General features: G+C 35.9%; 18 protein-coding genes. 14 read left to right on the forward strand and 4 right to left on the reverse strand.

Annotated elements, in window-relative coordinates:
- Window positions 1-33: 33 nt before the first annotated feature.
- Both ACKTTZ_RS20900 and ACKTTZ_RS20905 read left to right on the forward strand, forming a co-directional pair.
- Window positions 34-1140: an ABC transporter permease gene (locus ACKTTZ_RS20900; RefSeq protein ID WP_407846520.1), complete on the forward strand. Its 1107-nt coding sequence runs from the start codon at window positions 34-36 to the stop codon at window positions 1138-1140.
- A complete protein-coding gene (locus ACKTTZ_RS20905; RefSeq protein ID WP_034697929.1) occupies window positions 1137-2261 on the forward strand; it encodes an ABC transporter permease in 1125 nt (374 codons plus the stop codon). The genes ACKTTZ_RS20900 and ACKTTZ_RS20905 overlap by 4 nt, the downstream gene beginning before the upstream one ends.
- A 21-nt stretch (window positions 2262-2282) precedes the next feature.
- Here the strand turns inward: ACKTTZ_RS20905 and ACKTTZ_RS20910 are convergent, their stop codons facing one another.
- Window positions 2283-3107, reverse strand: coding sequence for an anti-sigma factor (locus tag ACKTTZ_RS20910; RefSeq protein ID WP_034697927.1), 825 nt, complete (start codon window positions 3105-3107; stop codon window positions 2283-2285).
- Window position 3108: 1 nt separating this feature from the next.
- Entirely contained in the window at window positions 3109-3678 is a 570-nt protein-coding gene (locus ACKTTZ_RS20915) for an RNA polymerase sigma factor (protein ID WP_253316175.1), read from the reverse strand.
- A 253-nt stretch (window positions 3679-3931) separates the two neighbouring features.
- On the opposite strand from ACKTTZ_RS20915, the gene ACKTTZ_RS20920 reads away from it, so the two are divergent.
- The 7 genes from ACKTTZ_RS20920 (at window position 3932) to ACKTTZ_RS20950 (ending at window position 15342) form a co-directional block, all read left to right on the forward strand.
- Entirely contained in the window at window positions 3932-4501 is a 570-nt protein-coding gene (locus ACKTTZ_RS20920; RefSeq protein ID WP_407846521.1) for a fasciclin domain-containing protein, read from the forward strand.
- A gap of 79 nt (window positions 4502-4580) precedes the next feature.
- Window positions 4581-5291: a ferritin-like domain-containing protein gene (locus tag ACKTTZ_RS20925; protein WP_034697923.1), complete on the forward strand. Its 711-nt coding sequence runs from the start codon at window positions 4581-4583 to the stop codon at window positions 5289-5291.
- A 24-nt stretch (window positions 5292-5315) separates the two neighbouring features.
- Complete coding sequence (locus tag ACKTTZ_RS20930; protein WP_034697921.1) at window positions 5316-6131, forward strand: ferritin-like domain-containing protein; 816 nt, start codon at window positions 5316-5318, stop codon at window positions 6129-6131.
- Window positions 6132-6538: 407 nt separating this feature from the next.
- Window positions 6539-10465, forward strand: coding sequence for a response regulator (locus ACKTTZ_RS20935; RefSeq protein WP_034697919.1), 3927 nt, complete (start codon window positions 6539-6541; stop codon window positions 10463-10465).
- 12 nt (window positions 10466-10477) lie between these two features.
- Entirely contained in the window at window positions 10478-10834 is a 357-nt protein-coding gene (locus ACKTTZ_RS20940) for a response regulator transcription factor (RefSeq protein WP_034697917.1), read from the forward strand.
- A gap of 9 nt (window positions 10835-10843) precedes the next feature.
- Window positions 10844-11911, forward strand: coding sequence for a HEAT repeat domain-containing protein (locus ACKTTZ_RS20945; RefSeq protein WP_407846522.1), 1068 nt, complete (start codon window positions 10844-10846; stop codon window positions 11909-11911).
- Window positions 11905-15342, forward strand: a complete 3438-nt coding sequence (locus ACKTTZ_RS20950) for a sulfatase-like hydrolase/transferase (protein WP_407846523.1) — start codon at window positions 11905-11907, stop codon at window positions 15340-15342. Before ACKTTZ_RS20945 ends, ACKTTZ_RS20950 begins: the two co-directional genes overlap by 7 nt.
- On the opposite strand, the gene ACKTTZ_RS20955 is transcribed toward ACKTTZ_RS20950, so the two are convergent.
- Complete coding sequence (locus ACKTTZ_RS20955; protein ID WP_407846524.1) at window positions 15339-16574, reverse strand: YaiO family outer membrane beta-barrel protein; 1236 nt, start codon at window positions 16572-16574, stop codon at window positions 15339-15341. The two genes, ACKTTZ_RS20950 and ACKTTZ_RS20955, sit on opposite strands and share 4 nt — an antisense overlap.
- Before the next feature lie 271 nt (window positions 16575-16845).
- A complete protein-coding gene (locus ACKTTZ_RS20960) occupies window positions 16846-17634 on the reverse strand; it encodes a LexA family transcriptional regulator (protein WP_034698337.1) in 789 nt (262 codons plus the stop codon).
- A gap of 467 nt (window positions 17635-18101) precedes the next feature.
- Between ACKTTZ_RS20960 and ACKTTZ_RS20965 the strand changes: the two genes are divergently transcribed.
- From ACKTTZ_RS20965 to ACKTTZ_RS20985, 5 genes are all read left to right on the forward strand, one after another.
- Window positions 18102-18368, forward strand: a complete 267-nt coding sequence (locus ACKTTZ_RS20965; protein WP_156106519.1) for a hypothetical protein — start codon at window positions 18102-18104, stop codon at window positions 18366-18368.
- Window positions 18369-18578: 210 nt separating this feature from the next.
- Entirely contained in the window at window positions 18579-20963 is a 2385-nt protein-coding gene (locus tag ACKTTZ_RS20970) for a TonB-dependent receptor (RefSeq protein WP_407846525.1), read from the forward strand.
- A 362-nt stretch (window positions 20964-21325) separates the two neighbouring features.
- Entirely contained in the window at window positions 21326-23221 is a 1896-nt protein-coding gene (locus ACKTTZ_RS20975; RefSeq protein ID WP_407846526.1) for an SIR2 family NAD-dependent protein deacylase, read from the forward strand.
- A 93-nt stretch (window positions 23222-23314) separates the two neighbouring features.
- Entirely contained in the window at window positions 23315-23656 is a 342-nt protein-coding gene (locus tag ACKTTZ_RS20980) for a hypothetical protein (RefSeq protein WP_407846527.1), read from the forward strand.
- Between the two features lie 327 nt (window positions 23657-23983).
- Window positions 23984-25477, forward strand: a complete 1494-nt coding sequence (locus ACKTTZ_RS20985) for a BspA family leucine-rich repeat surface protein (protein WP_407846528.1) — start codon at window positions 23984-23986, stop codon at window positions 25475-25477.
- Window positions 25478-25617: the final 140 nt, after the last annotated feature.

A 25617-nucleotide genomic window follows, 5' to 3' on the forward strand; every position in this document is an offset into this window, starting at 1 on the left:
AACAGATAGGAAATTGTTCAAAAAAGAGTAAAAATGAAACAGTTATTCGTATTTATCAGAAAAGAATTCTATCATGTATTCAGAGACCGGAGAACGCTGCTGATTCTTTTCGGTATGCCTGTTGTTCAGATCATCCTTTTTGGGTATGCTTTGAGCAGTGAGGTTAAAAATATCGGGATTACGGTTTTGGATAATGCCCATGATGTTCAGTCTGGGCAGGTGATTTCAAAGATAAAATCAAGTTCCTATTTCCAGATGCAGGAATCTTCTCTAAATTATCCGGATATTGAGAAGAAATTCAGGGAAGGGAAGATAAAATGCGCTGTAATATTTCCTGCGAATTTCGGATCAGATCTTTATACCTCAGACGGAGCGCAGATACGGATTATTGCCGATGCTTCAGATCCGAACACAGCCACTATTCTTACCAATTATCTCAATGCAATGATTGCAGACTACCAGCAGCAGCTCAATCCCGATATAAAACCTTCCTATAAAATTATCCCCGAAATGAGACAGCTTTATAATGAAGAGCAGAACGGATCCCTTAATTTTATCCCTGGCGTTATTGCCCTTATCTTTATGATTGTAAGTACTGCTTTGACATCCGTAGCCGTTGTTCGCGAAAAAGAAATGGGAACTATGGAAATATTACTCGTATCTCCTTTCAAACCCGTTATGGTATTAGTAGCAAAAGCAATTCCTTATCTTGTCCTGTCTCTTGTTAACTTTATCATTATTCTCCTTCTGTCTGTTTATTTATTAGATGTAGAGATCCGCGGAAGTCTTGTTTTACTCTTTGCAGAAAGTATCTTATTCATTATCACATGTCTTTCATTAGGTTTATTGATATCTAATGTTACTAACTCCCAGCAGACGGCTATGTTGATCTCCATGATGGGAATGATGCTTCCTACCTTATTATTAACGGGATTTATGTTTCCCGTAGAAAATATGCCTGTCGTTTTTCAGGTGATATCCAGAATCCTTCCTTCAAGATATTATTATGATATTGTAAAAGCAGTGATGCTGAAAGGTCTTGATTTCAGATATGTGTGGAAAGAAACGTTGGTTTTACTGATCATGTCGGTAGGATTGCTGGCACTTGCCCTGAAGAAATTTAAAATCCGCCTGTCATGAGAATAATGCTATTCATTTTGAGAAAAGAATTTCGGCAGATATTCAGGGATAAAACAATCCTTGCGATGATGTTTGTAATGCCTATAGTACAGCTGATCATCATGCCTCTGGCCGCTAATTTTGAAGTGAAAAACGTCAATATTGCCTATGTAGATCATGACCACAGCAGCTATTCTCAAAAATTACTTCACAAAATCATGTCTTCCGGTTACTTTAAACTGGCAGGAAATCCTGATTCCTATAAAAATGGATTAAAAATGATTGAAGAGGGAAATGCCGACCTTGTTTTGGAAATTCCACCCGGATTTGAGCGTAATCTTGTTCGGGAAGGAAGCCAGAAGGTGAATCTCTCTGTAGATGCAATTAATGGAACAAAATCAGCATTGGGAGGAAGTTATTTGCTCTCTGTGATCAATGATTTCAACAATAGTCTGGATGTGAATGTTAAATTATCAGCCCGAAAATCAGATAACTCTCCTGCGAAAATTGTTATTAAAGAGACCAACTGGTATAACCCAAGAGCAGAATATAAATACTATATGGTTCCGGGTATATTAGTACTGCTTCTTACTTTGATCGGAGGTTTTATCACTGCCTTAAATATCGTAAAAGAGAAGGAAATAGGAACGATTGAACAAATTAACGTAACTCCTATAAAAAAATGGCAGTTTATCTTAGGTAAGCTGATTCCTTTCTGGATTGTAGGAATGATCGTTTTTACCATAGGACTCGTCGTAATGTATGTCATTTACGGCATTTTTCCGGAAGGTAGTCTTTTCACCCTGTATGTTTTTGCCGCAATTTATCTTATTGCTTTACTAGGGTTGGGACTGCTCATATCCACCTTTGCAGATACCCAGCTGCAAGCCATGTTTATTGCCTATTTCTTTATGATGGTATTTATGCTGATGAGTGGTTTTTTTACGAATACCGAAAGTATGCCGGACTGGGCTCGGAAAATGTCTAACCTTACTCCCGTAACTCATTTTATTAAAGTAGTAAGACTCATTGTATTGAAAGGAAGTAGATTTTATGAAGTACAAACCGAATTCTACTATCTGATAGGTTTTGCAGTGGTACTTAATGGTCTCGCCATCTATAATTACAGAAAAACCAATTAAACAAAATGAAATGGGTGAAACTTAAATTTCACCCATTACAAACATATTTTCCATAGTAGGAACGCTGCTTCCGCCTTCTTTTTCAAGCGTAATAGCAAAAGCCTGAGCTTCTGGTATACTGGCCAGAGCAATCCTGCTGTCTTTATCTTCGGTGTACATTCCTGCATTTACAGGTTTTCCATCTTCTATAGCCCAAAGCTGATATTGCATACCTTCAGGGGCTTTAGGAAGTTTTTCTGCATTCAGATAGACTTCTTTTGTTTTTTTGTCCCAGAAAACCATTGCTTTGGCTTCTGTATGCTTTTCTACACCCTTCAGCATCACCATCTGCATATCAGGATTGGAAAACATATCAATCTTAAGATTCATTTTCTCCATAGCCTGATCCTGATTCTTCTTATCTGCTATCATTAATGCCATTTTCTCCTGATTGACAGATTGGGTATTCATCCAGAATACATTTCCGCCAACACTTATCAGAAACAATACCGAAGCTGCTACTGCATAGGTCTTCCAAGGTGTATTTCTCTGAATATCTTTCCTGTCTGTATGATGTTCTGTCTGTCTCTTTACTTCGGAAATATCAGTAGAAGGAACAGGAGCTATTTCTTCAACAATCTGTTCCTGCTGAATTTTATTCCAAATCTTAGATTTCAAATCACTTGGAGGTGTTACAGCCTGAGCTGTAGCAAGATGTTCCAAAGTTTTCTGTGCTTCTTCAAAAGCTGCTTTTACTTCAGCATTATTTTTCATCACACACTCCAAAATCCCCGCTTCCTCAGGAGAAGCATGGCCAAGAATATAAGATTCTATAATTCCGGATGATATGTATTCTTTAGTGTTCAATTTATTGATAATCTTTTAGCAAATCTTTTAATTTCATCAGTGCATTCCGCATTTTCGTTTTAACCGTTCCCAGCGGTATCTTCAGTTTTTCGGATATTTCATGTTGGGTATATCCCTGATAATAAGCAAGATTTATAAGTTCCTGCTTGTCTGCTTCCAAACCTTCAAGCACATTATTAAATCCGATATAATCGGAGGAATTATTGGTAGTTGAAAGCTCTTCAGTATTATATACGAAATCCGGAAGTGATTGGTTTTTAAGTTCATTCTGGAAAGCTTTAGATTTTAAATAATCAATAGCTGTATTCCGGGCAATATTAATCATCCAGGTATAAAATCTCCCTTTAGAAGCATCATACTGGTGGATAGAGTTCCATATTTTAACAAAAACATCCTGAATAATTTCTTCGGTATATTCTTTAGACTGAACGATTCGAAGAATAATTCCGTACAACGCACCGGAATAGTGGTCATACAGATAATGAAAACCGTTTTCGTTTTTTTCTTTTAATAAAACGATAAGTTCCTCTTCAGAATAGGTTGTTTTAATAGCGTTTATTTTTCTGTTCAAATGTAATAAAATAAAAGACATAGTCAACAAAATCCAATACATCTTTTATTTCGTACATGTTTTTCTGAAAATTATTGAAAAATATTCAATTTTAAAATTGTATTTCATGAGTTGATTTTATTTTTCATAAAAAAATAATTCATTATAAATCAGATGGTTATAATTTATTTTGTTTTTTTTCAATCTAAAACAAAACCAGCCTCGTAAATGATTTTAAAAACACATTCAATATAATTAACTAAAAATCAACGTAATGAACACACATTCAAGAATCACAGTTTTAGCAATGGTAGTTTTATCATTTGCATTCAGCGGGAAGGTAACTGCACAAACGATGAAAGAAAAAACAGTAATGGTAGGAGGAGCTCCTATGTATCCTTCCAAGAATATTATTGAAAATGCAGTCAACTCCAAGGATCATAAAACCCTTGTAGCTGCCGTAAAAGCTGCCGGTCTGGTAGAAACATTACAGGGAGCAGGACCTTTTACGGTATTGGCTCCTACAGACGCTGCCTTTGCAAAACTTCCGAAAGGAACAGTAGAAAATCTTGTAAAGCCTGAAAATAAAGCAATGCTTACTTCTATCTTAACTTATCATGTTCTTCCGGGAAAATACAGTGCTAAAGAAATATGGGCAGCCGTAAAAGCAGGGAACGGAAAAAGTATGATGAAAACTGTACAGGGTGAAAACCTTACATTCTGGACAAAAGGTAAAGATCTTTACATAAAAGACGCAAAAGGAAACAGCGCCAAAGTAACGATTGCTGATGTGAACCAATCTAACGGGGTGATTCATGTAATAGATACGGTATTGATGCCATAATAAATTCTAAGATTTCAAACAGCATATTCAGTATGCTGTTTTTCTTTCTTTTATATCTAACACTAAAAAAATTAATAGTATGAAAAAACCAATTCAGGTTTCTAATCAAGGTGCTACCCTTGATACCAGCAGAAGAAACTTTTTAAAATTAGGTGGAGTAGGATTAGCCATCGCAGGCCTTACCATCATCGGATGTAATGACGATGATGACTTCCAGATTATAGAAGAATCCAAGTATGATCTTGGAACAGGAGATGTAGGCGTACTCAATTATGCCTATGCTTTAGAACAGCTTGAAGCCGATTTTTACACCAAAGTGGTCAACAATTTTTATACGGGAATTTCCAGTATTGAAAAAGAGGTTTTTACAGATCTCTATCATCACGAGGTGATTCACCGTGATTTCTTCAAAGTTGCAATTAGTGGTGCTACCGATCACGTGCTTCCTAAACTTGAATTCCAGTATCCGAATGTGAATTTTAATGATCGAAATTCAGTATTGGCTACAGCAAAAGCGTTAGAAGATACCGGTGTTGCAGCTTACAATGGAGCAGGAAAATACATTTCCAATCCTGCCTATCTTGTGATTGCCGGTAAAATAGTTTCTGTGGAAGCCAGACATGCCTCTGCTATTAGAAATTTAATCAATCCCGGATCTGCAGATTTTTCGGGAGACGATGTAATAGATGCCAATGGGCTTGATCTCGCCAAAGAGCCAAAAGATATTGTAATGGCTGCCGGAGCATTTATCAAAACACCTTTTACCTGGAAAGAAAGAGGAATCAACTAATCATTCACCTTAAAAACTCACATTATGAATATTCTTAGATTACTGGACAAGCTTTCTAATGATAAATTTTTCACTACAGAAGCTTCAAGACTGGAAACCATTACGAATATTTCTTTATTCGGAAAAAAAGCAGCTACAGCAGCTGTACCTCTTGGATTAGGAGCGATGATGGCTACATCTGCCAAAGCAGAAACTCCAAAAACGGGATTAACAGGTATGGCTTTAAAAAGTACACTCACAGATGCTTTACAACTGGCATTGGTACTGGAATATCTGGAAAATGAGTACTACAGTATAGGATTGTCAACACCAGGATTAATTCCTAATGGAGACAGAACTGTTTTCATGCAGATTTCAAAACATGAATCCGCCCATGTAAGCTTCCTGAAAAGTACTCTGACTTCTTTAGGAACAACCCCAGGCAATAAACCAACCTTTGATTTTACAGCCGGCGGAAACTTTATGCCTTTTACAGATTATAATCAATTTCTTATCCTTGCTCAGGCCTTTGAAGATACCGGAGTAAGGGCTTATAAAGGACAGGCAGGAAATGTGATGTCCAACAAAGTGGTGCTTCAGGCAGCATTACAGATTCATTCCGTTGAAGCAAGACATGCCTCACAGGTAAGAAGAATGAGAGCCAACAAAGGGTGGATTGAGCTTGCTAACGGAGGAAGTATGCCTTCAGCCACCAATCCTGTGTATGCAGGAGAAGACAATACCAATCAGGCAGGCTACAACACAGCAACTCTATTTGGTGCTGCGGCAGGTTCTGCAGCTTATGATGAAATTTTAAGTGGCAGCGATGCACAGGCTATTGCTTCATTGTTCATAGTTTAGTTGTGATTTGGATGATGATAAGTGGTGAGTCCATTTCCGAATTTTCCGGGAATGGACTTTTTTGATTTAACAAATGCCCAGCCCTCAAAACATTCGCATTTAAGATGTATTATACAACAAATTTCATACACTAAGTAGCTTATTATCAGATAAAGTCTTTTTATCTCCATAATAGACATTCCTTCTTTATTTATTTAAAACTTTTCCTGGTTAATTTTAAATAAACATACATATAGCTTTATTATCAAATTTCCTGTAACAGAATACGAAATAATTTCGTAATTTGGTTTACTTATTAAAATAATAATTTAAAGTACTTAAAAATATTTAAAATATAAACTTTAATGCCTTGATTATCATTTTTTAATAATCGAAAAAAGAAAAGTCTCTAATTGTTGATATAGTATATGAAGAAGTATCCAATTCCTGCGAATGAAGAAGGGAGAATGAAGAAACTGGAGTATTTTGATCTTTTAAACCTTGAAAAAGATCCCCAGTTAGACATTTTTGCAGAAACCGCATGTCTGGTGACAGACTGCCCTGCAGCGCTTATTGCCATGATGGAAAGCGAAACCCAGACCATTCAGAGTTGCGTGGGAATGGCTCTTGATTTTGTAGACAGAAAAAATACGGTATGCCAATATTCCATTGCAAGTGGAGAAATTCTGATCATCAATGATACATTATTGGATGAAAGATCATCAGAAAATCCACTTATTCTGGCAGGCGGAATCCGGTTTTATGCAGGAGTTCCTTTGATTGATGATGAAGGTTTTGTATTGGGAACCATCTGCGTTATCGACTATAAACCTAAAACCATCACAGAAGACCAGATATCTGCTCTGAAAAAGATAGGAGACGCAATCACAAAAATTCTGACGGGCAAAAGGAAAAATATCCAGGCTGAGTATTTTCAACAAACTTTTACCATTTCCAATAACCTGATCTGTGTTCTGGATAAAGACTTCTCACTGAAAGAGATTAATCCGGCTTTTGAAAACACCTTTCAAATGAATAAAGGTCAGATTCTCGGCCAGAATTTCCTGGACCTGATAGGGAATCATAATTCTCAACTCCAATTACTTTCCAAAAATCTTCCCAATACGGATGAAGAAGTAACATTTACTACTTCAACAAAAATAGATGATACCCAAACGATCATTATTGAATGGTATTTAAAGCTCAATCAAAATCATTCAGAGATTTTCTGTTTTGGAATTAATATCACCCAACGTATTGAAGAAAAGCTTAAACTGGAAAGCTCTGAGCGCCGCTTCAGAAGCTTCTTTGAAAACGCTATAGGCTTAATGAGTATGCATGATATGGAAGGAAATATCATTGCTGTCAACGAAAAAGGAAGAGAAACCCTTCAATATTCTGTCGAAGAGGTAGAAGGGTTGAATTTAAAAGACCTTGTTCCCCAAAAAAACTGGCCTCTTCTTGAACAATACCTCGAAAGAATCAACAAAAATCAGGAAGATTTCGGAACCATGATCCTGAGAACTAAAGGAGGTGAAGACATGATCTGGATGTACCATAATCTTGTGGAAATCAATAAGGAAGGGAAACCTTACGTGGTGAGTACCGCACTGAATGTTACTGAAAGAATAACTTTGGAAAAAGATCTTGTTCATACCAAAAAGATGTTGGAACAAACCAGTGCTGTTGCCCAGGTGGGAGGATGGGAAGTGAACCTGAAAAACAATACTGTAGTTTGGTCACAATCTACCCGGGAAATCCATAAAATAGATAAAAATTTCCAGCCTGATTTTGACAATGCACTGGGTTTCTACAGTGAAAAAAGCCGTGAGAAACTGGAATTCTTATTCGAAAAAGCTATAAAAGAAGGAATTCCCTACGATGAAGAATTACAGCTTGTACAAAATGACGGCATGATGATCTGGGTAAGGGTAAAAGGTATCCCGGAATTTGAAGATGGAATATGCACCAGAGTCTACGGAATCATTCAGAATATTGATACCTTCAAAAATATCTACCTGGAACTGGCCAAAAAAGAGGCTATGCTGCAGTCTTTTGTAAAATATGTACCTTCTACAGTAGCCATGTTTGACAAAGATCTCAATTATGTTTCTGTAAGCAGAAGCTGGAAAGATGAGTTTCAGATGAATGACATCAGACTTATTGGTGAAAATATGTTTAAAATCTCACCCAACGTACCGGATGAGAGATTAAAAATATATCAGGATGCACTGGCAGGAAAGGCCTATAAAAATGAAGATATGGCCATAGAAGTTCCGGGTAAAGGAATCATTCAGCATTACAGTGTAGAAGTGACACCATGGTACCTTTCCAATAATGTTATCGGGGGAATTATTGTCTCTGCACAAAATATCACCCCTTCCGTAAGAATCAATAGAGAACTGAAAAATGCCAAGAAAATGGCAGATATTGCCAGCAAAGCAAAGTCTGAATTCTTAGCCAACATGAGCCATGAAATCAGGACTCCGCTGAACGGTGTTATTGGCTTTTCGGATCTCCTGTTAAAAACTCCGTTGAATGATATACAGACTCAATACCTTAATTATATCAATGAATCAGGAGAGAATCTATTGAATATCATCAACGATATTCTTGATTTTTCCAAGGTAGAATCCGGAAAAATGGATCTTATCATTGAAAAATCCAATATTTATGACATGGTAAGTCAGGTGATCAATGTAATTCTTTACCAGTCTCAGAAAAAAAATATAGAATTACTCCTCAATATAGAACAGGGACTTCCTGAAACCATCTGGCTGGATGAATCAAGGTTGAAACAAATTTTAGTCAACCTTCTTGGAAATGCCGTGAAATTTACACAACAGGGAGAAATAGAACTTAAAGTAGAAAAGCTCAATATTGATAACAAGAATATCAAACTTAGATTTTCTGTAAGAGATACCGGAATTGGTATTCCTAAAGAAAAGCAACACCATATTTTCAATGCCTTTACGCAGGAAAACAGCTCTATCAGTAAGACGTATGGAGGAACGGGTCTCGGATTGACCATTTCCAATAATATTCTGAAATATATGGGAAGCAGCCTGTCATTGGTGAGCGAAGTTCAAAAAGGATCTGTTTTCTATTTTGACTTAGAGGTTCCTTATGAACTATCTGATCGTCATGAAGACGAAGATCTGAAAATAAGCAAAGTACTTATTGTAGATGATAATGAAGCGAACAGAATTATCATTCAACACATGCTTGCTTATAAAAATATAGATTCAAAGCTTGCAGCCAATGGAATGGAGGCTCTTCAGATACTGCTTGCAGGAGAGCGTTTTGATGTCATTCTGATGGATTACCATATGCCTATCATTTCCGGTCTGGAAACCATAGAAAAAATCAAGGAACTGTTCAGCAAACAAAATGAATCTTCTCCTCTGATTATTCTCCACACGTCTTCCGAGGAACATGATGTGATCAATTCTTTCCGTCAGGAAAACAATTCATTCTTCCTGCTGAAGCCTATCAAGTCTGAAGAACTCTATAAAACATTGAGACGAGCTGTAAAAAATACTGAAAAGGAGGTAATCAGCATTGCACAACCGGAAACAGAAGCCTCCATACTGATGCAGGCACCACAGGTTTTATTGGTAGATGACAACCCTGTCAATATGGTTCTTAACCACAAAATGATGAGATCACTGATTCCTGATGCACAACTTACAGAAGCCACAGATGGGCTTCAGGCGCTTTTGCAGTGTAAAGAAAAGGCTTTCACTATCATTTTAATGGACGTTCAGATGCCGGTAATGGATGGTATTGAAGCTACCAAACAAATCCGATTACTCCCGGAATATTCTAATGTTCCGATTATTGGGGTAACGGCAGGTAATGTGCTGGGAGAGAAAGAAAAGTGTCTGAATTCCGGCATGAATGATTTTCTACCTAAACCTTTAAGACAGGCAGATCTGCTGGAAATGCTTAAAAAGTATATCATTAACGAAAATAATAACCCTGCTGTAGACAATAGCCCTGCTAAAGATTCTTCCCATCAGGAAAATTACCTTGATATAAATCTCCTGAACGAACAAATAGGTGACGATGATGAAGATTTCAGAAAAATCTTCTTAAATCTTGTCATAGAGCAACTTACTCAGGCTGAAGAAAATATCAAAAAAAGCACCGCTGAAAAAGACAGTGCCAACCTGAAACTGATCCTTCACAAACTCAAAGGAACGGCAGGAACAGCAGGATTGGTAAAACTTGCAGAACGTACTGCCGGCTGGGAGAAAAAAGCAGAACCGGACATGGATTTTATGTCCATGGAAGAAGAAATTATCCGCGAAATAACAACAGGATTACAATTAATTAAAAATCTAATACAATAAAAAACTAAAATTATGCTGATTCTAATCGCCGAAGACGACGAACTGATTCTAAAAACGATTGAACACAAATTATTAAAAGAAGGGCATGAAGTGATCCTGACCCGAAACGGGAAAGACGCTATTGAAACCCTTAAAACCAGAGATGTAGATCTGGCCATCACAGATATTATGATGCCGTTTGCCTCAGGAATTGAAATACTTTCAGCCATTAAAACCATGGGCAAGCAGGTACCGGTGATCATGCTTTCCAGTATGGGGCAGGAAGAAGTAGTACTGAATGCTTTTGACCTCGGAGCTGCCGATTTTATTGTGAAACCATTCAGTCCCAATGAATTGATATTAAGAATAAAAAGATTTTCTTTAAAATAAACTAAAGCCATGTTTCTCACCACTTCTGTGCATTTTCTTTTTCTTGTTTTTCTGGGAATGCTATCTTTAGTACTCTTACTGATTATTGTTGTACTGATTTACAGCTTTTATCAGTACAGAGAATCGGTTCAGGCTTTCAGATGGTCTGAAGTGATCAATAAAAAAATCTCAGAAGTGATTGTATATGGTGAAGAGGAGATGTCTCCAGACACTAATTTTTCAGTGGCTTCCGGCAGTCCTTCATTCAGAAATTTATTCCTTCAGAAACTGGCAGAATCCGAGAAAAAATTTTCCGGAGCAGCACAAAATAAACTCAAAGACTTATTCCAGGAATATGGACTTCAGGAAGAAGCATTGAAAAAACTGAATCAAAAGAAAGAACATATTATTGCAGGAGGAATACAGGAACTTACAGCAATGCACGTGGAAGAAGCATTGCCAAAAATTTCTACATTTTTAACCCATCCTTCAGCTCAGGTGTATCAGGAGGCGCAATATGCGATGGTTAACTTTAAAGGATTTGAAGGTCTTCATTTCCTGAACAGCATTTCCTCCAAAATATCAGAATGGCAGCAGCTTCGTTTGCTTATTTCAATCACCCACATTCCGGAAAATTCAGGGGACAGTATTAAAAACTGGATGGAAAGTTCTAATGAATCCGTAGTCATTTTTACCCTTAAACTCTTAAGGAAATTTCAGATATTATCACTCTATTCTACAGTAATTAATCTCCTGGATCATCCTTCTGTTGACGTACGAATACAGACCGTACAGACTTTATTATCACTGGAAAATTCTTCCACCATTGCTCATCTTATGGAAATGTATCCAAATCAGCCGGTTGAAGTACAGAAAGAAATTCTGAAAGTCATGAAAAAGTCAAAAGACCAATGCAGTACGGATTTTCTTAAAGATCAATTATTAAATAACCAAGACTCTGGAATAAAGGTGCACGCCGCAGAAGCTTTATGTGCTTTGGAGCAACAGGAATACCTGGCAGAAATATCTCAAAAAGAAACCTCTTCAGAAGAACTCAATCAAATTATTAAATACGCATTACAGGAAAAAGTATGTTAGAATTCTCACACATCATCTATGAAGTTGTTATTTGGCTGTTTTTGGTTTACGGAACAGCGGTAACCCTTATCTATGGCTGGATAGGAATTTATGCGTTGGGTGCTGTATTGCGTTATAAAAAAGAAAATACATTTACAGACTACAGCATTATTGCGGCCAATCCCAATGCTCCTGTATTCAGTGTTATTGCTCCGGCCTATAATGAAGGAATGACCATTGTGGAGAATGTACGTTCTCTCTTGTCTCTTTACTATCATAATCTGGAAATTATCATTGTAAATGACGGAAGTAAGGATGATTCCATTCAAAAGCTGATCGAAGCTTACGAACTTGAATCTGTAGCTTATTTTATTCAGGGAAAAATAGAAACCAATGCGGTAAGGGGAGTTTATAAAAGTAAAAATCCGGCCTTTAAAAAACTGATTGTTGTTGATAAAGAAAACGGAGGAAAGGCGGATGCTTTAAATGTGGGCGTCAATATTTCTTCCGGTGAATATCTGGTTTGCATTGATGTCGACTGTATTCTTGAGCAGGATTCGATTTTAAAACTTGCTAAGCCAATGCTGGAGCAGACCGATAAAAAGTTCATTGCCTGCGGTGGCGTGATTCGACTGGCCAACAATTGTGTTATTGAAAACGGAAAAGTAGTAAGTGTCAATATGCCGAAATCTCTTCTGGGAAGAACACAGGCATTGGAATATATCCGAGCTTTTGTACTTGGACGTATGGCATGGTCCAGAGCTTCAGGATTAATCCTGATCTCCGGTGCTTTTGGAGTCTTTGACCGAAAAATTGTACTGGCATGCGGTGGTTATGATAAAAATACAGTGGGAGAGGACATGGAGCTGGTGGTAAGAATGAGGAAGTACATGGAGGAAAAAAATGAACCTTACGAAGTACTTACGATTCCGGATCCTCTATGCTGGACAGAAGTTCCCGAATCCAAAGATATTCTTAGAAAACAGCGAAACAGATGGATGCGCGGCACCATGGAAACCCTGTGGAAACACAGAAAAATGATGTTCAATCCGAAGTATAAAAAACTGGGAATGGTAAGTCTTCCTTATTGGTTCTTCTTTGAATTTCTCGGTCCGCTCATCGAATTTTCAGGATATATTATCTTTATCATCTTTTTACTGCTGGGAATTATCAACTGGCCGTTCTTTATCGTTCTGTTTGCCCTAGTGATCTCAATGGGATTCCTCTATTCCATCTATGCGATACTGGTGGATCTCGTAAGCCATCAGGTCTACACCAAAAGAAAAGACTTTTTTAGATTAATTTTCACCGCTTTTTCCGAACCTTTTTATTTTCATCCCATTGTGGTAAAAGCAGGAGTTAACGGATTTATAGATTATTTCAAAAAATCTCATGGCTGGGGCGAAATGACAAGACAAGGTTTCAACCAAAGCACACAACATTTACCGCTGAAAGAAAGAATATATGCTATTCTTCAGGTAGGACTCAAAAAATGGGGAATGCTGGCGTTGGTTTTCTTTGCTTTGTTTTTAATAGGAGTAACCGCAGAATCTCTATGGTACAAATATACTTTTCCAAAATTTGATACTTCAGCCATTATTGGCAGTCTTTTCTTTGAAAATATCTTATTTGCTCTGCAACTGACATTCTGTGTTGGAGTTATATATCTGATTATTAATTTTATCAAAGAAGGCTGGGCAAGAATTCTGGGAGTGCTAACCCTGGTTGTTGTAGCCGTTACACAGTATATCTTATTCCTATATTTTTCTGAAAGCCGTAACGTACTGGGTGCAGATCTTTTATACTACAGCAAAGAAGAGATGAAGCAGATTTTGCAGGCAAGCGGAATGCTCAACTTCAAAAACTTTGCATTACTGGGAATTTTGATAACAGCTTCTCTTGTTCCTTTATGGATTGCAGGTAAAACAGCTTTAAAATCGATATATCCGGGAATGATATTATTGATTTTCGGATTATCAGCATTCTTTATTCCTTCCAATTTAGTAGGAGCAAAGGTTTTGAATTCTGAGAGTGAGTTTAACCAAAATGCGGCAAAAAGTAAATGGGCTTACTTCTTTAAATCCAACGAAGACAATTTCATCAGCGACCATCCGGAACTCACCGAATTGCTGAGCAATAATGAAGATTTTACTGCCAATGCAGAAATGATTGATAAAAACTTTCCATTCTGGAGAAAAGAAAACACCCCAGACTTTCTGGGATCTTATTTCAACAGGTCTGAGAAAGTCCCTAATCTTGTTTTTCTTGTTATGGAAGGTTTCGGACATGCTTACACATCCCCGAAAGGATATATCGGTAACTTCACACCTTATCTTGATTCCTTATCCAATAAAGGGTTGTATTGGGAGAATAGTTTAAGTTCAGCAGGAAGAACATTCGGAGCATTACCATCATTAACAGGATCACTTCCTTTTGGAAAAAACGGCTTCCTTGAAATAGAAAAAACACCGGAGAATTTCAATCTTTATAATATCCTTAAAGCAAACGGATTTGAAACAGGATTTTATTACGGAGGTCATGTATCATTTGACCGCTACCGCGAATTCCTGGAGTACAGTGGGGTAGATCATATTGTGGATGAAGCCTCATTCAGCAGTCCTTACCGTAAACTTCCTGCCAATAACGGGGAGAGCTGGGGATATGAAGATCAGGCTGTTTTAAATAAAATGCAACAGCAGCAGAAACCACAGAATCAGCCGTATTTCAATATGATACTTACACTTTCAACCCATAATCCTTTTTTAATCAACAATAAGGATTATTATGAAAAGCTGTACAACCAAAGGCTTAACTCAGGGATTTTAACCAAAGAACAGAAAAAATGGGCAGCCGCTCACAAAAATCAGCTTATTTCTGTTTTGAATGCTGATGATGCTATGAAAGGCTTCTTTGAAAACTACAGCAAACGTCCTGACTTTAATAACACAATTTTTGTCATTACAGGAGATCACAGTATGCCTGAAATTACCTTAGAATCTAAAATTGACAGATTCCATGTGCCTTTATTAATCTATTCACCTTTATTAAAAGAGTCAAAACGTTTTCATAAAACAGTAAGTCATTTTGATATTGCACCTTCCATTTTAGCCTACTACAGAAATAATTATAAAATCAATACCCCTTCTACAGTAACATGGGTTGGAAGAGGATTCTCCGCAGATTCTGAAATCAGCAAGGCCGGAATTCCTATGATGCAAAGTAAAAACCAGCTTATAGATTTTGTTTCTGAAAAATATTATATCCATGATGGGCAACTTTTCACGCTTAAAGACATGGAAGAAGATGCTTCCAATGACGCTGCAGCCATGGGTAAAATCAACGGCAGGTTCAACCAGTATAAAAGCATGAATGCTAAGTTTTATTCCACGAAAAAACTGATGCCGGATTCAGTAATGGTCAACTTTAAGAAAAAAACAAAGTCAAAGTTTTAAAACTTTCGGGTATAGCCTAAAGTAATATCAAACTGATTGCCTTTTTCACCCGGACGGAATTCCTGGTTATAATACATTGTTCCTATAGAAAAAAGATTGACGGAGCGATAAGAAAAATTATACTCCGCACCTACTTTAAAGGTTTTAAGCTTAAAGGTCTCATTTTCCAGAAGGTTATTTCGGTATTCTTCCGGGCTTATTCCCGTTCCGATCTGAAAAGCAAAATAATCCTGAGCTCCTTTAGTATAATAACGCACCGTTCCTGTATAAGAATGTGAAATGTTTTTGCTGTCAGGAGTAATATAAGTACGCAGGTTGAACCAGAAATTTTTATAGTATTTTCCTACAGCAGCAGTATACATCCAGATGCTGTTGCTGAAATAAAGCTGGCGGTACCCCAGTTCTGCCTCAAAACTGTGGGGAAGATTGGCATTCAGGGAAACTCCGGTACGGTATTTCGGAAACAGACCTACATCATCAGAATATCCTCCGCCTACATAAAGGTAGAACATTTTGGAAAGTCTTGGATAGGCTTCCAACTCAATCTGTGTACCGCCCTGTGCAAATTTGTTCGCATAGTTTCCACGAAGAATCACAGAACCGATAGGTGTAATTCTTTTGTAACTTACTCCCACGATATGCCAGTCATCATCAAATTGTTTGTCAAAATGGGAATAGTTGTAAATAATTCCGACAGCATTTTTAGAAGACAGATCCTTGATTCTTACTGCAAGAGCCCTTGCCTCTGTATTTTTTGGATTGATAGATAATAGAGTGGTTACCGCTTTGTCAGCTTCTTCATAATTATCCATTCCAAAATATACTTTTGCTTTCAACAATAGTAATGCCTCAGATTTAGAATGATAAGAAAGTCCTTTATCTATAATTTCGATAGCTTTTGTATTCTGATCATTCCAGTATTCCAATGAAGCATACGCCAGGAAATAATCTTCATCCTGAACCTCTCTTTTTCCTAGATCTTCAAACACAGCTCTTGCTGCCGCTACATCTTTATTCCAGGTATATAATCTTCCCAAAAAAACGGAAATATCAGTATAATTAGGTGCTTTTTCCAATGCCTCTTTTGCCAGGGCAATAGATGTAGCATAGTCTTTCTGCTCAAAAGCAGTGGTACGGGCTTTAACAAACAATTCATCAGCAGTAAGATTCTGCTGGCTATATAGGGTAATTGGGAAAAGTAATGCTAATAAAAAGGTCGGATATCTTTTCATCGAGGTTTATTATTAATGAGCTACATCTGGTATCACAAATATATTGAACTTTTATCTCTCAAACCAGAGATTATTCATTAAATCTTATTTTTTTAAGATTATTATTCCACAAAACATCAAATAATAGATATTTATGATGAAATAATTATTACCGTAATTGAAAAGAATTGTTTTTTTTAATATGACATCATATGCTGTTAGAAAAAGATGTCATATCAACAAATACTCCCGGCTGTATAACCGGGAGTAGACAATATAAGTATTTTACATCTTAAGATTGCTTACGGCGACGTCCGGAAACCTTCTTGTCAAGATCCCTGATGTCCTGTCTCAATTCACGGAACATTTCTTTAAAATTGTAGCTTTCATAATCGCCCGGTTCAAAATCTTCAGGGAAAATTCCTGAGGCGTACTGCCAGATTTCCACTACTTCTTCAAAAGGAATATCATAAGGCTCATAAAAAGAATTGTCAGCACTTACAGAGATTGCATTTTCTTTTCTTTCTTTAAAACGTTTATAGGTAATTCCATCATTTAAAGTAACGAAAACATAAGTTTTACCTGGTTTCAATTCATTGATTCCTTCTACATATTTTCCTACAATATAAGATCCGTTTCTGAACGGAGGCATAGAATCACCATCTGCAGGAAAAGCTCTATATTTTCCGTTGGTAAGAAAAGGAAGAGCAATACGCTGAAGACTTTCTATATAATCTATATCGCTATAACCTTCCAGATAACCCATGGAAGCTTTCTGAGGAATAATTTCTATCGTATCATTTCCATGAGTATCTACCGCAACCGGAAGAACAATTCTGTTGTCCGGAAGCTTCAGCATTTCATCTATCGGATGCTTCTCAATATCTACAGACAGCATAAGATCAATACTTACATGGAAATATTTTGAGATTTTTACCAGCAACTCAATAGGAGGTTCAGAAATTCCGTTTTCATATTTCGAATACCGAACTCTTGAAATCAATAATTCATCGGCTACATTTTGTTGGGAGAGCTTTCTCCTGGCTCTTAAAAAGCGTATATTATTTGAAAAAACTGACATTGATATAAGTATGTCAGCAAAAATACAAAATTTGATTCCGTTATCAATGAACAGAATGGTTTTTACTACAAGAAGAACACAAATTTTATCTTCCTTTTCTCTTTTTTTCAAAAATTAATCCATCTGAAGACTTCAAATGATCAATTTACACCTTGCCAGAAGTCTGTTTATAGGCAAATTAGAGAGGTTTCATAGTTGTTGAAAAATAAATACCAATAAAGAGTATTTAATGCAAAAATAATAACTCTAAATTATGCAAATTGAGTTATCATTTTTAACTTTTAGAAAATCAATCACATATAAGTGAAAATCATATTTTTATTAAAATACACTTATATTAATGAAATATTAAACAATAAAAACATATAATTAATTTATTGAAAATAATTTGCAATTGTAAAGTTATTATTCATATATTCGTGATGTAATAATCATATAAAATTATAGTTATGAAAAACTTAAAAAAATTGGACAGAAACGAATTAAAAGCTATTTCAGGTAACGGATTACTAGATCCAATCGGCGGTCTTCTAGGTGGACTAGGAGGTGTAGTTGGTGGAGTAGTAGGCGGTGTAGGTACTATCGTTGGAGGTGTTGTTTCTGGCGTAGGATCTACAGTAGGTGGAGTAGTAGGCGGTGTAGGCACTGTTGTAACTAACGCTTTATGCCAGACACAATGTGTTGTTAATGGTGTAATCCACATCAAATTACTTGAGTGCGGTTCTACTTGCTAATCAGCAAGCAAATTCACAGTAAAAAATCAGACCGCTCTTTTTAGAGCGGTTTTTTTATATCCTGTAGACCATAGAAACCTCATATAGAGCATTTATTTTCAGTCGCTTATATTCATTCAGGAATCTTTTCAATAAACAACCAATAAAGCAACAATGTTGCATTAGTGAATTTAATTTTCTAGCTTTGCCGGATCATTAAAGTATATGCACATGAAAAGGACCGTTTATTTTTTGGTGGGTGGCACACTTATGTATTCACCATCCATTTTGAAAGCTCAGAAAATTACCCCAGAAAAAAAAATTGTAAAGGATATAGAATCCGTTCAGGTACAGGGAAAATCTAATTATAACACTGTAAATATTTCAAGAAAAAAGCTGGATTTTATTCAATCCAATACACTGGGAGAAACATTGAGTAAAATTCCAGGAATTCAAAATTCAGGATATGGCCCTAATTCCGGAGCTCCCGTGATCAGAAGTCTAAGCGGAAACCGTGTAAAAATTCTGGAAAACGGAACAGCAGTGAATGATCTTTCCGGGATAAGTCCTGATTTTAATACGGATATAGAAATGAATAATGTTCAGAGTATCACCGTTTACAAAAACTCAGCATCAGTTTTGTATGGAGGAAAAGCTATTGGAGGAGCCATAGATATTGAAACAGATTATATCGCCAGACAATTGCCGGATAAAAAGGTCAATTTCAAAGGTCTTCTTGAAGGGGGAAGCAACAGTGGACAAAAACAGGCTTTTTCAGCGAAAGGAGTCATTGCTAAAAATTGGGTCTGGACGGTAGGAGCATCCAATCAGAAGCAGGAAATGGTCAGAATTCCTGGAAAATCAAAAGACAGCAGGTGCTATGATCCGAACCTTGTTGGTTTCAACAGCATCTTACAGTCGTTGTGCCAGATCGATGTAAATTCGAGACGTGTACTCAACAAGAGTCTTTTTCCCTACATCAGCCAGTTTGCCAAGGATCATATGATAGAATATGAACTGTCTGAAGATGATCTTTATACCTTCAGTTCAACATATTATAATCCTGCTGATGGTAAATATTATCCCAATCCAAAAAATGACCTGTACATTCCCGGTCAGGATGCCGTGAACGACCGCTATAAAAGTGAAGTAAACGGAATCAAGGATTATGTGGAAACAAAAGATGGAGTGATACCCAATAGTCATTCGGAAAGCAATTCATTTTATGTAGGCACCAGCTATATCGGAAAATCATTTTATGCAGGAGGAGCTTATCAGAATTCTTATTCCTATTTTGGAGTTCCCGGGTATGCAATCTCTAAAATACCCAAACATAGCCATGGAAAACCACAACCCAAAATAGAATATAGTCCCATCAACATCAGAAGCTTATCTCATAAAGCTATGTTTGAATCCGGTTACAAGTTTACCCATTCTCCGATTTCAAGTATCAAACTGAATTATATGGGTGTATTTTCAAAAAACGCAGAGCTTCTGGATCGTTACCGTGCCAATCAGTTTGCCGTAAACCAGCACAATGGCCGCCTGGAAATCACACAGCAGAAATTTAAATTTCTTACCGGAACTACGGGTCTTGAAGTACAATACAGAGATATGGAAGGTACTGGCGGCCAAAGATATTTACCTAATAATATCAGTAGAGAAATAGGAATTTTTACGATACAGCATCTTGATTTTAATATCATTCAGTTTGATCTTGGGTATAGAAATGATCATGTACAACGTAGAGCGGAAGCAGATAATAAATATGTCAGAAGCCGTGGACTATCCGGTGGAAAACTCAGCGACAGAGATTTCACCCTTCATCAATTTCATAGTTCCGCCCAATGGAATATCTTTAAAAAAGGCTATCTGAAAGTACAATATAACCATTCAGAAAGAGCTCCGGAAGTAAATGAGCTTTACTCAGGGAACAATCATTTTGCGATCCTGACAGAAGAAAATGGAGATGACAAGCTGGATAAGGAAACAGCCAACACCATTGAAATCGGGGCTGGACTTAATCTGAAAAACCTAAGAGTATCTGCCAACTGGTACAATACTTCTTATAAAAATTATATTTACCTTGCCCATACCGGAATTTCCAGAGAAATTTTTCTGGTAAAAGAATGGCGTTCTGATGATACAGAAATCAATGGAATTGAAGCTGAAGCCGCTTATAAAGCAGATCTTGGAAAAATAGGAAAGTGGGAGATAGGCGGATATTATGATCTGGTAAGAAACATAAGCGTTGCCGACAGCTCCATAAGAAAGTGGAGTGATGGTGATTATATGCCTAATATGCCTACAAGCCGTTTCGGATTCTCTCTGGAAGGAAATGTACAGAACTTCAGCATGAATGTAAGTTTAGACCATTATTTAAAACAAAAATATTTAGGAAAGAATATCAATCCTGAGCTTCCTATGCCGGCATTTTCATTGCTAAATGTACGTTTAGCTTATAAGGATAACAGTTTAGGCATAGGTGATCTGGAGTATTATATTATAGGAAATAATCTGTTGAACACCGAGGCAAGGCTTCAGAACTCTCAGTTAAAGTTTCTCAGCCCGCTTCCCGGAATTAATATTTCAGCCGGCGTGAAAATTACAATATAAATCAATCTCATTTCTGCAGTTATTAATCATTAATAGCTGCAGATTTTTTGGGATAAGTGTTCAGTGTAACAGATTTGAATATTGAGTCAATATTTTCCTGAATAAAGATCATCTAAAAAGAAAAGCGGGAAATTTCAAACGGTAGATTGCTTATAACAAGATTGAGATTAATAATAAGCTAAATTGAAATAGTAGTACTCAACAAAGGTGATTTAAATGATTCTTACGGTATCCCGTAATTTGTTGCAGATTAGAATAATTATCTTTGGTTAATCCAACCATAACTGAAGAAATATTTAAATGAAAAGAAAACATTCTCCAATCTAAAAATGCAATTATGGAAGACTACAAAATAATTACTAATGCAGAAAACACCACATTTAGAAAGATTATTGGAATTAATTAGCAGAGAAGATGTGATTCTTTTTGCTGGAGCAGGTTTATCAAAATATGCTGGATATCCTATGGGAACTCAACTTCAAAGTATTTTTTACAATAGTTTATCAGCTAGTGCAAAAGAATATATTGAGCCGACACGTTCATTAGCAGATTTGACTGATGATATTTTTCACTTATATCAAAGTAATAATCAGGTTATAAAAATATTGAAAGATAATTATACAAAGTTTCCAGAGTCTACTTTTGTCCACGATATAATTTCATCAATTCCTCATTTTAAAACAATTATAACAACAAATTACGACGGGCTTTTTGAAGGAGCTTACAAGGAAAATGGTGAAGTTTTATATAATAATAGTCATATTAGTTTATCTGATCCTAAAAAAACACATATATATAAAATTCATGGACACTTAGCTGACAGTAATTCTATAATCATTAGAAAAACAGATTATACGAATTTCTTTAACCCTAACAGTCAAAATTCCATTTTTTGGAATGCGGTAAAGGATAAAATGGCATCAAACTGTATCCTATTTATAGGTTACTCTTTAGAAGATACCAATATCGATTTTATTTTTACTGATATTTTAAAACAACTTGGTGACAATAAAAAAGAGGTATTCTTTATTGCTCCTTCGTTAACACAACCTAAAAAGAATAAGCTAAGTAGCTATGGTATAAATTTTATTGAGGGAACTGGAGAAGAATTATTTCCTTTAATTCTCGAACATATAAATGAGAATATACTTTTAGATCTAAAAAGTAATAAAGTTTCAACTGATAGTACATATAAATTTACTAAAAATCTAGGATATAATGTAACAGTAGGCACCAATACAGCCTCGAATTTTTTTATTGAAAAAATAGAAAAAGTTGATGGTGTCTTAAAACAGAAAGTACATTTCACAACTAAAAATAACAAAGACTTTATTAGTAAATTAAAAAGCTTTATGGAAGGGAATACCACAGAAAAAAGTTTCAAAATTCCTAAAACTGAATTATCTGATTTTGTCATGCATGTAGATAATTTCAAACTTCAAGATTTATCAGACATGGAATTTCTATACATTATGAAACTTCCTTCGTATGAAGGTAAAATTGATATTATTTTTGAAGATGGTATATCTGTAATAGATTTTAATGTAAAAGTATATAAAGATATAATAGAAGAGAAAGTTGTATTGTCCTTTGAAACAGATGTAGCAAAAGGGTCAATTGCATTTATGCCAAGAGCTAAGGGAGCTAATATAAATTATGAATCTGAAATAGTTAAAGTTATTAAAAATCCAAGAGTACTTTTGGAATATTATAGAACTTTTGCTAAAATTATTGAAGGAATTCGCTTTTCATTTTTGGTAAACGGAGAATCTGTATTTACAAAAAAACTCATCGCAAATAAAATCCCAGAAGATTTAGAGTTCTATATTAACTATCTTGAAAAGCTATGCAAAGTTGAAACTTTGCACATGATAAGATTTAAGGACATAAGTAGAGACGACATTAACGAAAATAATTATCATACACTTGAATCTATAATAGCGAAGGCGGAAAATACTTTTGTTGAATTGCCACTGCCACCACTAAGAGCTGTTCTTGATGAAAGCTTTGATAAAGGATTTTTGAATATTAATCAAGAAGAGCATATAATGTTTTTTGGAGGAAATACTGAAGTAAAAGTAAATGTGCATGATAAAGAATTTAATTTAGGTTATATGAGATCATATGTTTTTGATCCTTTTATATCAAACATGGAAGAAATCAAAAATAAAAAAGCAAAAGAAATTTTCATTACTAATAAATCGGGTAAGAGAAAAGTGGGATTCTATGACGTTTACGAAATCCCTGGAGATGATTGAATAATATTTTAATTTATATAATCAATCTCAAAAAACGATAAAAATTAAAATTGTCAAATCTGGCATCTTTTAAATAAAAATAATTTAAAAACAATGAGCTACACACTAGTTATTGAACACATTCAGAAAATTCTCAATCAATGTAATGACCCTGTTAATTTAATCCCAACAGGTCGACAAACTATGAGCGAGACAGGAGATATGTCAATTGAAATCGAGAAAGCACTAATTATGAAACAAAATATGTGCTGTTCAATACTGCCACCATCATCAATTTGTAGCGACAATCCCGAAGATAAATATTTGATAAATAGAATTCGCATTTCTAAAAGATTAGCAAATGATTATAGCCAAGGGTTCTTTTTAACAGATAAACAGATGAAAGATGTCATTTCCGAAAAAACTTTATTATTCGACTACTACCCTAAGTATTAGAAGGATATAAAAAAAAATATATCAGACATTCAATTAATAGATGAAAAGCATGAAGCATTTTCATTTCTGCAGTTATTAATCATTAATAGCTGCATATTTTTTTTAGGTTATCTATTCAAAATCCTTCTCTATTTCTGATGGTTTTCACCCTGTCTGTTTATACAAAAATTAATCAAAAAAAACTAAAAAAAAGAGGTCATAACTTTTAATACGACGAGTTCTGTCGCTGTGCGTAAGTACCTTTGTATTAGAGATAAGATAAAGAATCCCGGGAAATTAATTGTCTTACTAAACCCAATTTTAACCTAACAAAACCTCTTTTAATCTATGTGTAAAAAACAACTAATAATCATTTTTCTTCTTTTATTTTGCATTTCCTATGCGCAGAATGAATTTACTACCATCTGGAAACCCAATGCAAACGGCATTATCGATCATTCCATAAGGTTCGGCGGCACAGGAACCGATTACACCATTCACTGGGAAGAAGTAGGATATCCTGAGCATAACGGGATGTTTGATTATGTAACCTCTAGCAGCAATGAACCTATGCTCATCTATTTTGGGCCATCATTCCATCCAGATCCTCTGCAGGCCACTTACGAATTAAAAGCATTCAGCGGTAACGGATTATTTTACGGGTTCAGGGCCAATACGGGCACTATACCTCCCGGAGGAAATCAGGAACTTATAGAATTGAGTCAGTGGGGAAATACGACATGGCTTCAGCAATTCGACAGAGCATTCGCCAACTGTCCCAATCTTAACGTAACAGCTGCAGACACTCCTGATATGACACAGATAACCAGTTTATCACAAATGTTCCTTAACTGTTCATCTTTGACAGGCCATACTTCATTTTCTTACTGGAATCCATTCCACATTACGGACATGAGCGGTATGTTCAGCGGAGCGACGCTGTTTAATCAGAATATTGGAAACTGGGATACCTCAAAAGTAACCAATTTCAGCAGTATGTTTTCCTCTGCCTCTTCTTTCAATCAGGATATTTCTGCCTGGGACACCACATCCGGAACTGATTTCTCATCTATGTTTTCAGATGCCACTTCTTTCAACCAGCCATTAAATTCATGGAACACAGAAAATGCTACTAATTTCCGCTATACATTCTATAATGCAGCAGCATTTAATCAGCCGCTTGACAACTGGAATACAGGTAAAGTGACAGATTTTGAGCATATGTTTGAAAATGCAGTATCATTCAATCAGCCCATCGGAAACTGGGATGTAAGTAAGGCTGATTATTTTGCTGGATTTAATATGTTTGCAGGTGCTTCGCATTTTGACCAGGATATTTCTTCATGGAATATCAAGCTTCAGAACTTTAGCTGGAATTCAATTTATTTCGGATTTAAAAATGCCGGCTTATCATGTACGAATTACAGCAATTTTCTCATCGCTCTGAATAATAATTCTACATGGACGAGCTCAACCATAACATCCGGAACTATAGATGCAACAGGGCTTGTTTATTCTACACCACAAGCTATGCTGGCCAGAGCCCAACTCATCAACAAAGGGTTTAATATTATTGGAGATTCCTATATTTCCGGCTGTTTTCTGTCAACAAGAAAAGTTTCCCCAAAAACGAAAACTTCCGCGTATCCTAATCCAACGACAGGAGTGATCAACGTGGAATCCTCAGTAGACGAAAATGTTTATTTATATGATAATAACGGTAACCTCATTAAAAATATATTATTTAGAAAAGGGAAAAACACCATCGATCTTACTGAATATCCTTCAGGAGACTATATCTTTAAAGGTGATACTTTTTTCAATAAAATCACTAAGCAATAGTAGAACAGCCGAAAGGTTAGCTATTTAAATTTAGCTCCAAAGTAATTGTACTTTGGAGCTTTTTATGGGTAAAATCGAAAAAACATTCCCATCATTGCAAATTTTATATAAACACAATCCGTAAATTTGAGTCTTAACTG

It is taken from the genome of Chryseobacterium sp. KCF3-3 (genome assembly GCF_045865955.1).
GTDB lineage: Bacteria > Bacteroidota > Bacteroidia > Flavobacteriales > Weeksellaceae > Chryseobacterium.

Coding starts and splice junctions, on each gene's coding strand:
- ACKTTZ_RS20900 (WP_407846520.1), top strand. CDS start 34: ATGAAACAGTTATTCGTATTTATCAGAAAAGAATTCTATCATGTATTC.
- ACKTTZ_RS20905 (WP_034697929.1), top strand. CDS start 1,137: ATGAGAATAATGCTATTCATTTTGAGAAAAGAATTTCGGCAGATATTC.
- ACKTTZ_RS20920 (WP_407846521.1), top strand. CDS start 3,932: ATGAACACACATTCAAGAATCACAGTTTTAGCAATGGTAGTTTTATCA.
- ACKTTZ_RS20925 (WP_034697923.1), top strand. CDS start 4,581: ATGAAAAAACCAATTCAGGTTTCTAATCAAGGTGCTACCCTTGATACC.
- ACKTTZ_RS20930 (WP_034697921.1), top strand. CDS start 5,316: ATGAATATTCTTAGATTACTGGACAAGCTTTCTAATGATAAATTTTTC.
- ACKTTZ_RS20935 (WP_034697919.1), top strand. CDS start 6,539: ATGAAGAAGTATCCAATTCCTGCGAATGAAGAAGGGAGAATGAAGAAA.
- ACKTTZ_RS20940 (WP_034697917.1), top strand. CDS start 10,478: ATGCTGATTCTAATCGCCGAAGACGACGAACTGATTCTAAAAACGATT.
- ACKTTZ_RS20945 (WP_407846522.1), top strand. CDS start 10,844: ATGTTTCTCACCACTTCTGTGCATTTTCTTTTTCTTGTTTTTCTGGGA.
- ACKTTZ_RS20950 (WP_407846523.1), top strand. CDS start 11,905: ATGTTAGAATTCTCACACATCATCTATGAAGTTGTTATTTGGCTGTTT.
- ACKTTZ_RS20955 (WP_407846524.1), bottom strand. CDS start 16,574: ATGAAAAGATATCCGACCTTTTTATTAGCATTACTTTTCCCAATTACC.
- ACKTTZ_RS20960 (WP_034698337.1), bottom strand. CDS start 17,634: ATGTCAGTTTTTTCAAATAATATACGCTTTTTAAGAGCCAGGAGAAAG.
- ACKTTZ_RS20970 (WP_407846525.1), top strand. CDS start 18,579: ATGAAAAGGACCGTTTATTTTTTGGTGGGTGGCACACTTATGTATTCA.
- ACKTTZ_RS20975 (WP_407846526.1), top strand. CDS start 21,326: ATGCAGAAAACACCACATTTAGAAAGATTATTGGAATTAATTAGCAGA.
- ACKTTZ_RS20980 (WP_407846527.1), top strand. CDS start 23,315: ATGAGCTACACACTAGTTATTGAACACATTCAGAAAATTCTCAATCAA.
- ACKTTZ_RS20985 (WP_407846528.1), top strand. CDS start 23,984: ATGTGTAAAAAACAACTAATAATCATTTTTCTTCTTTTATTTTGCATT.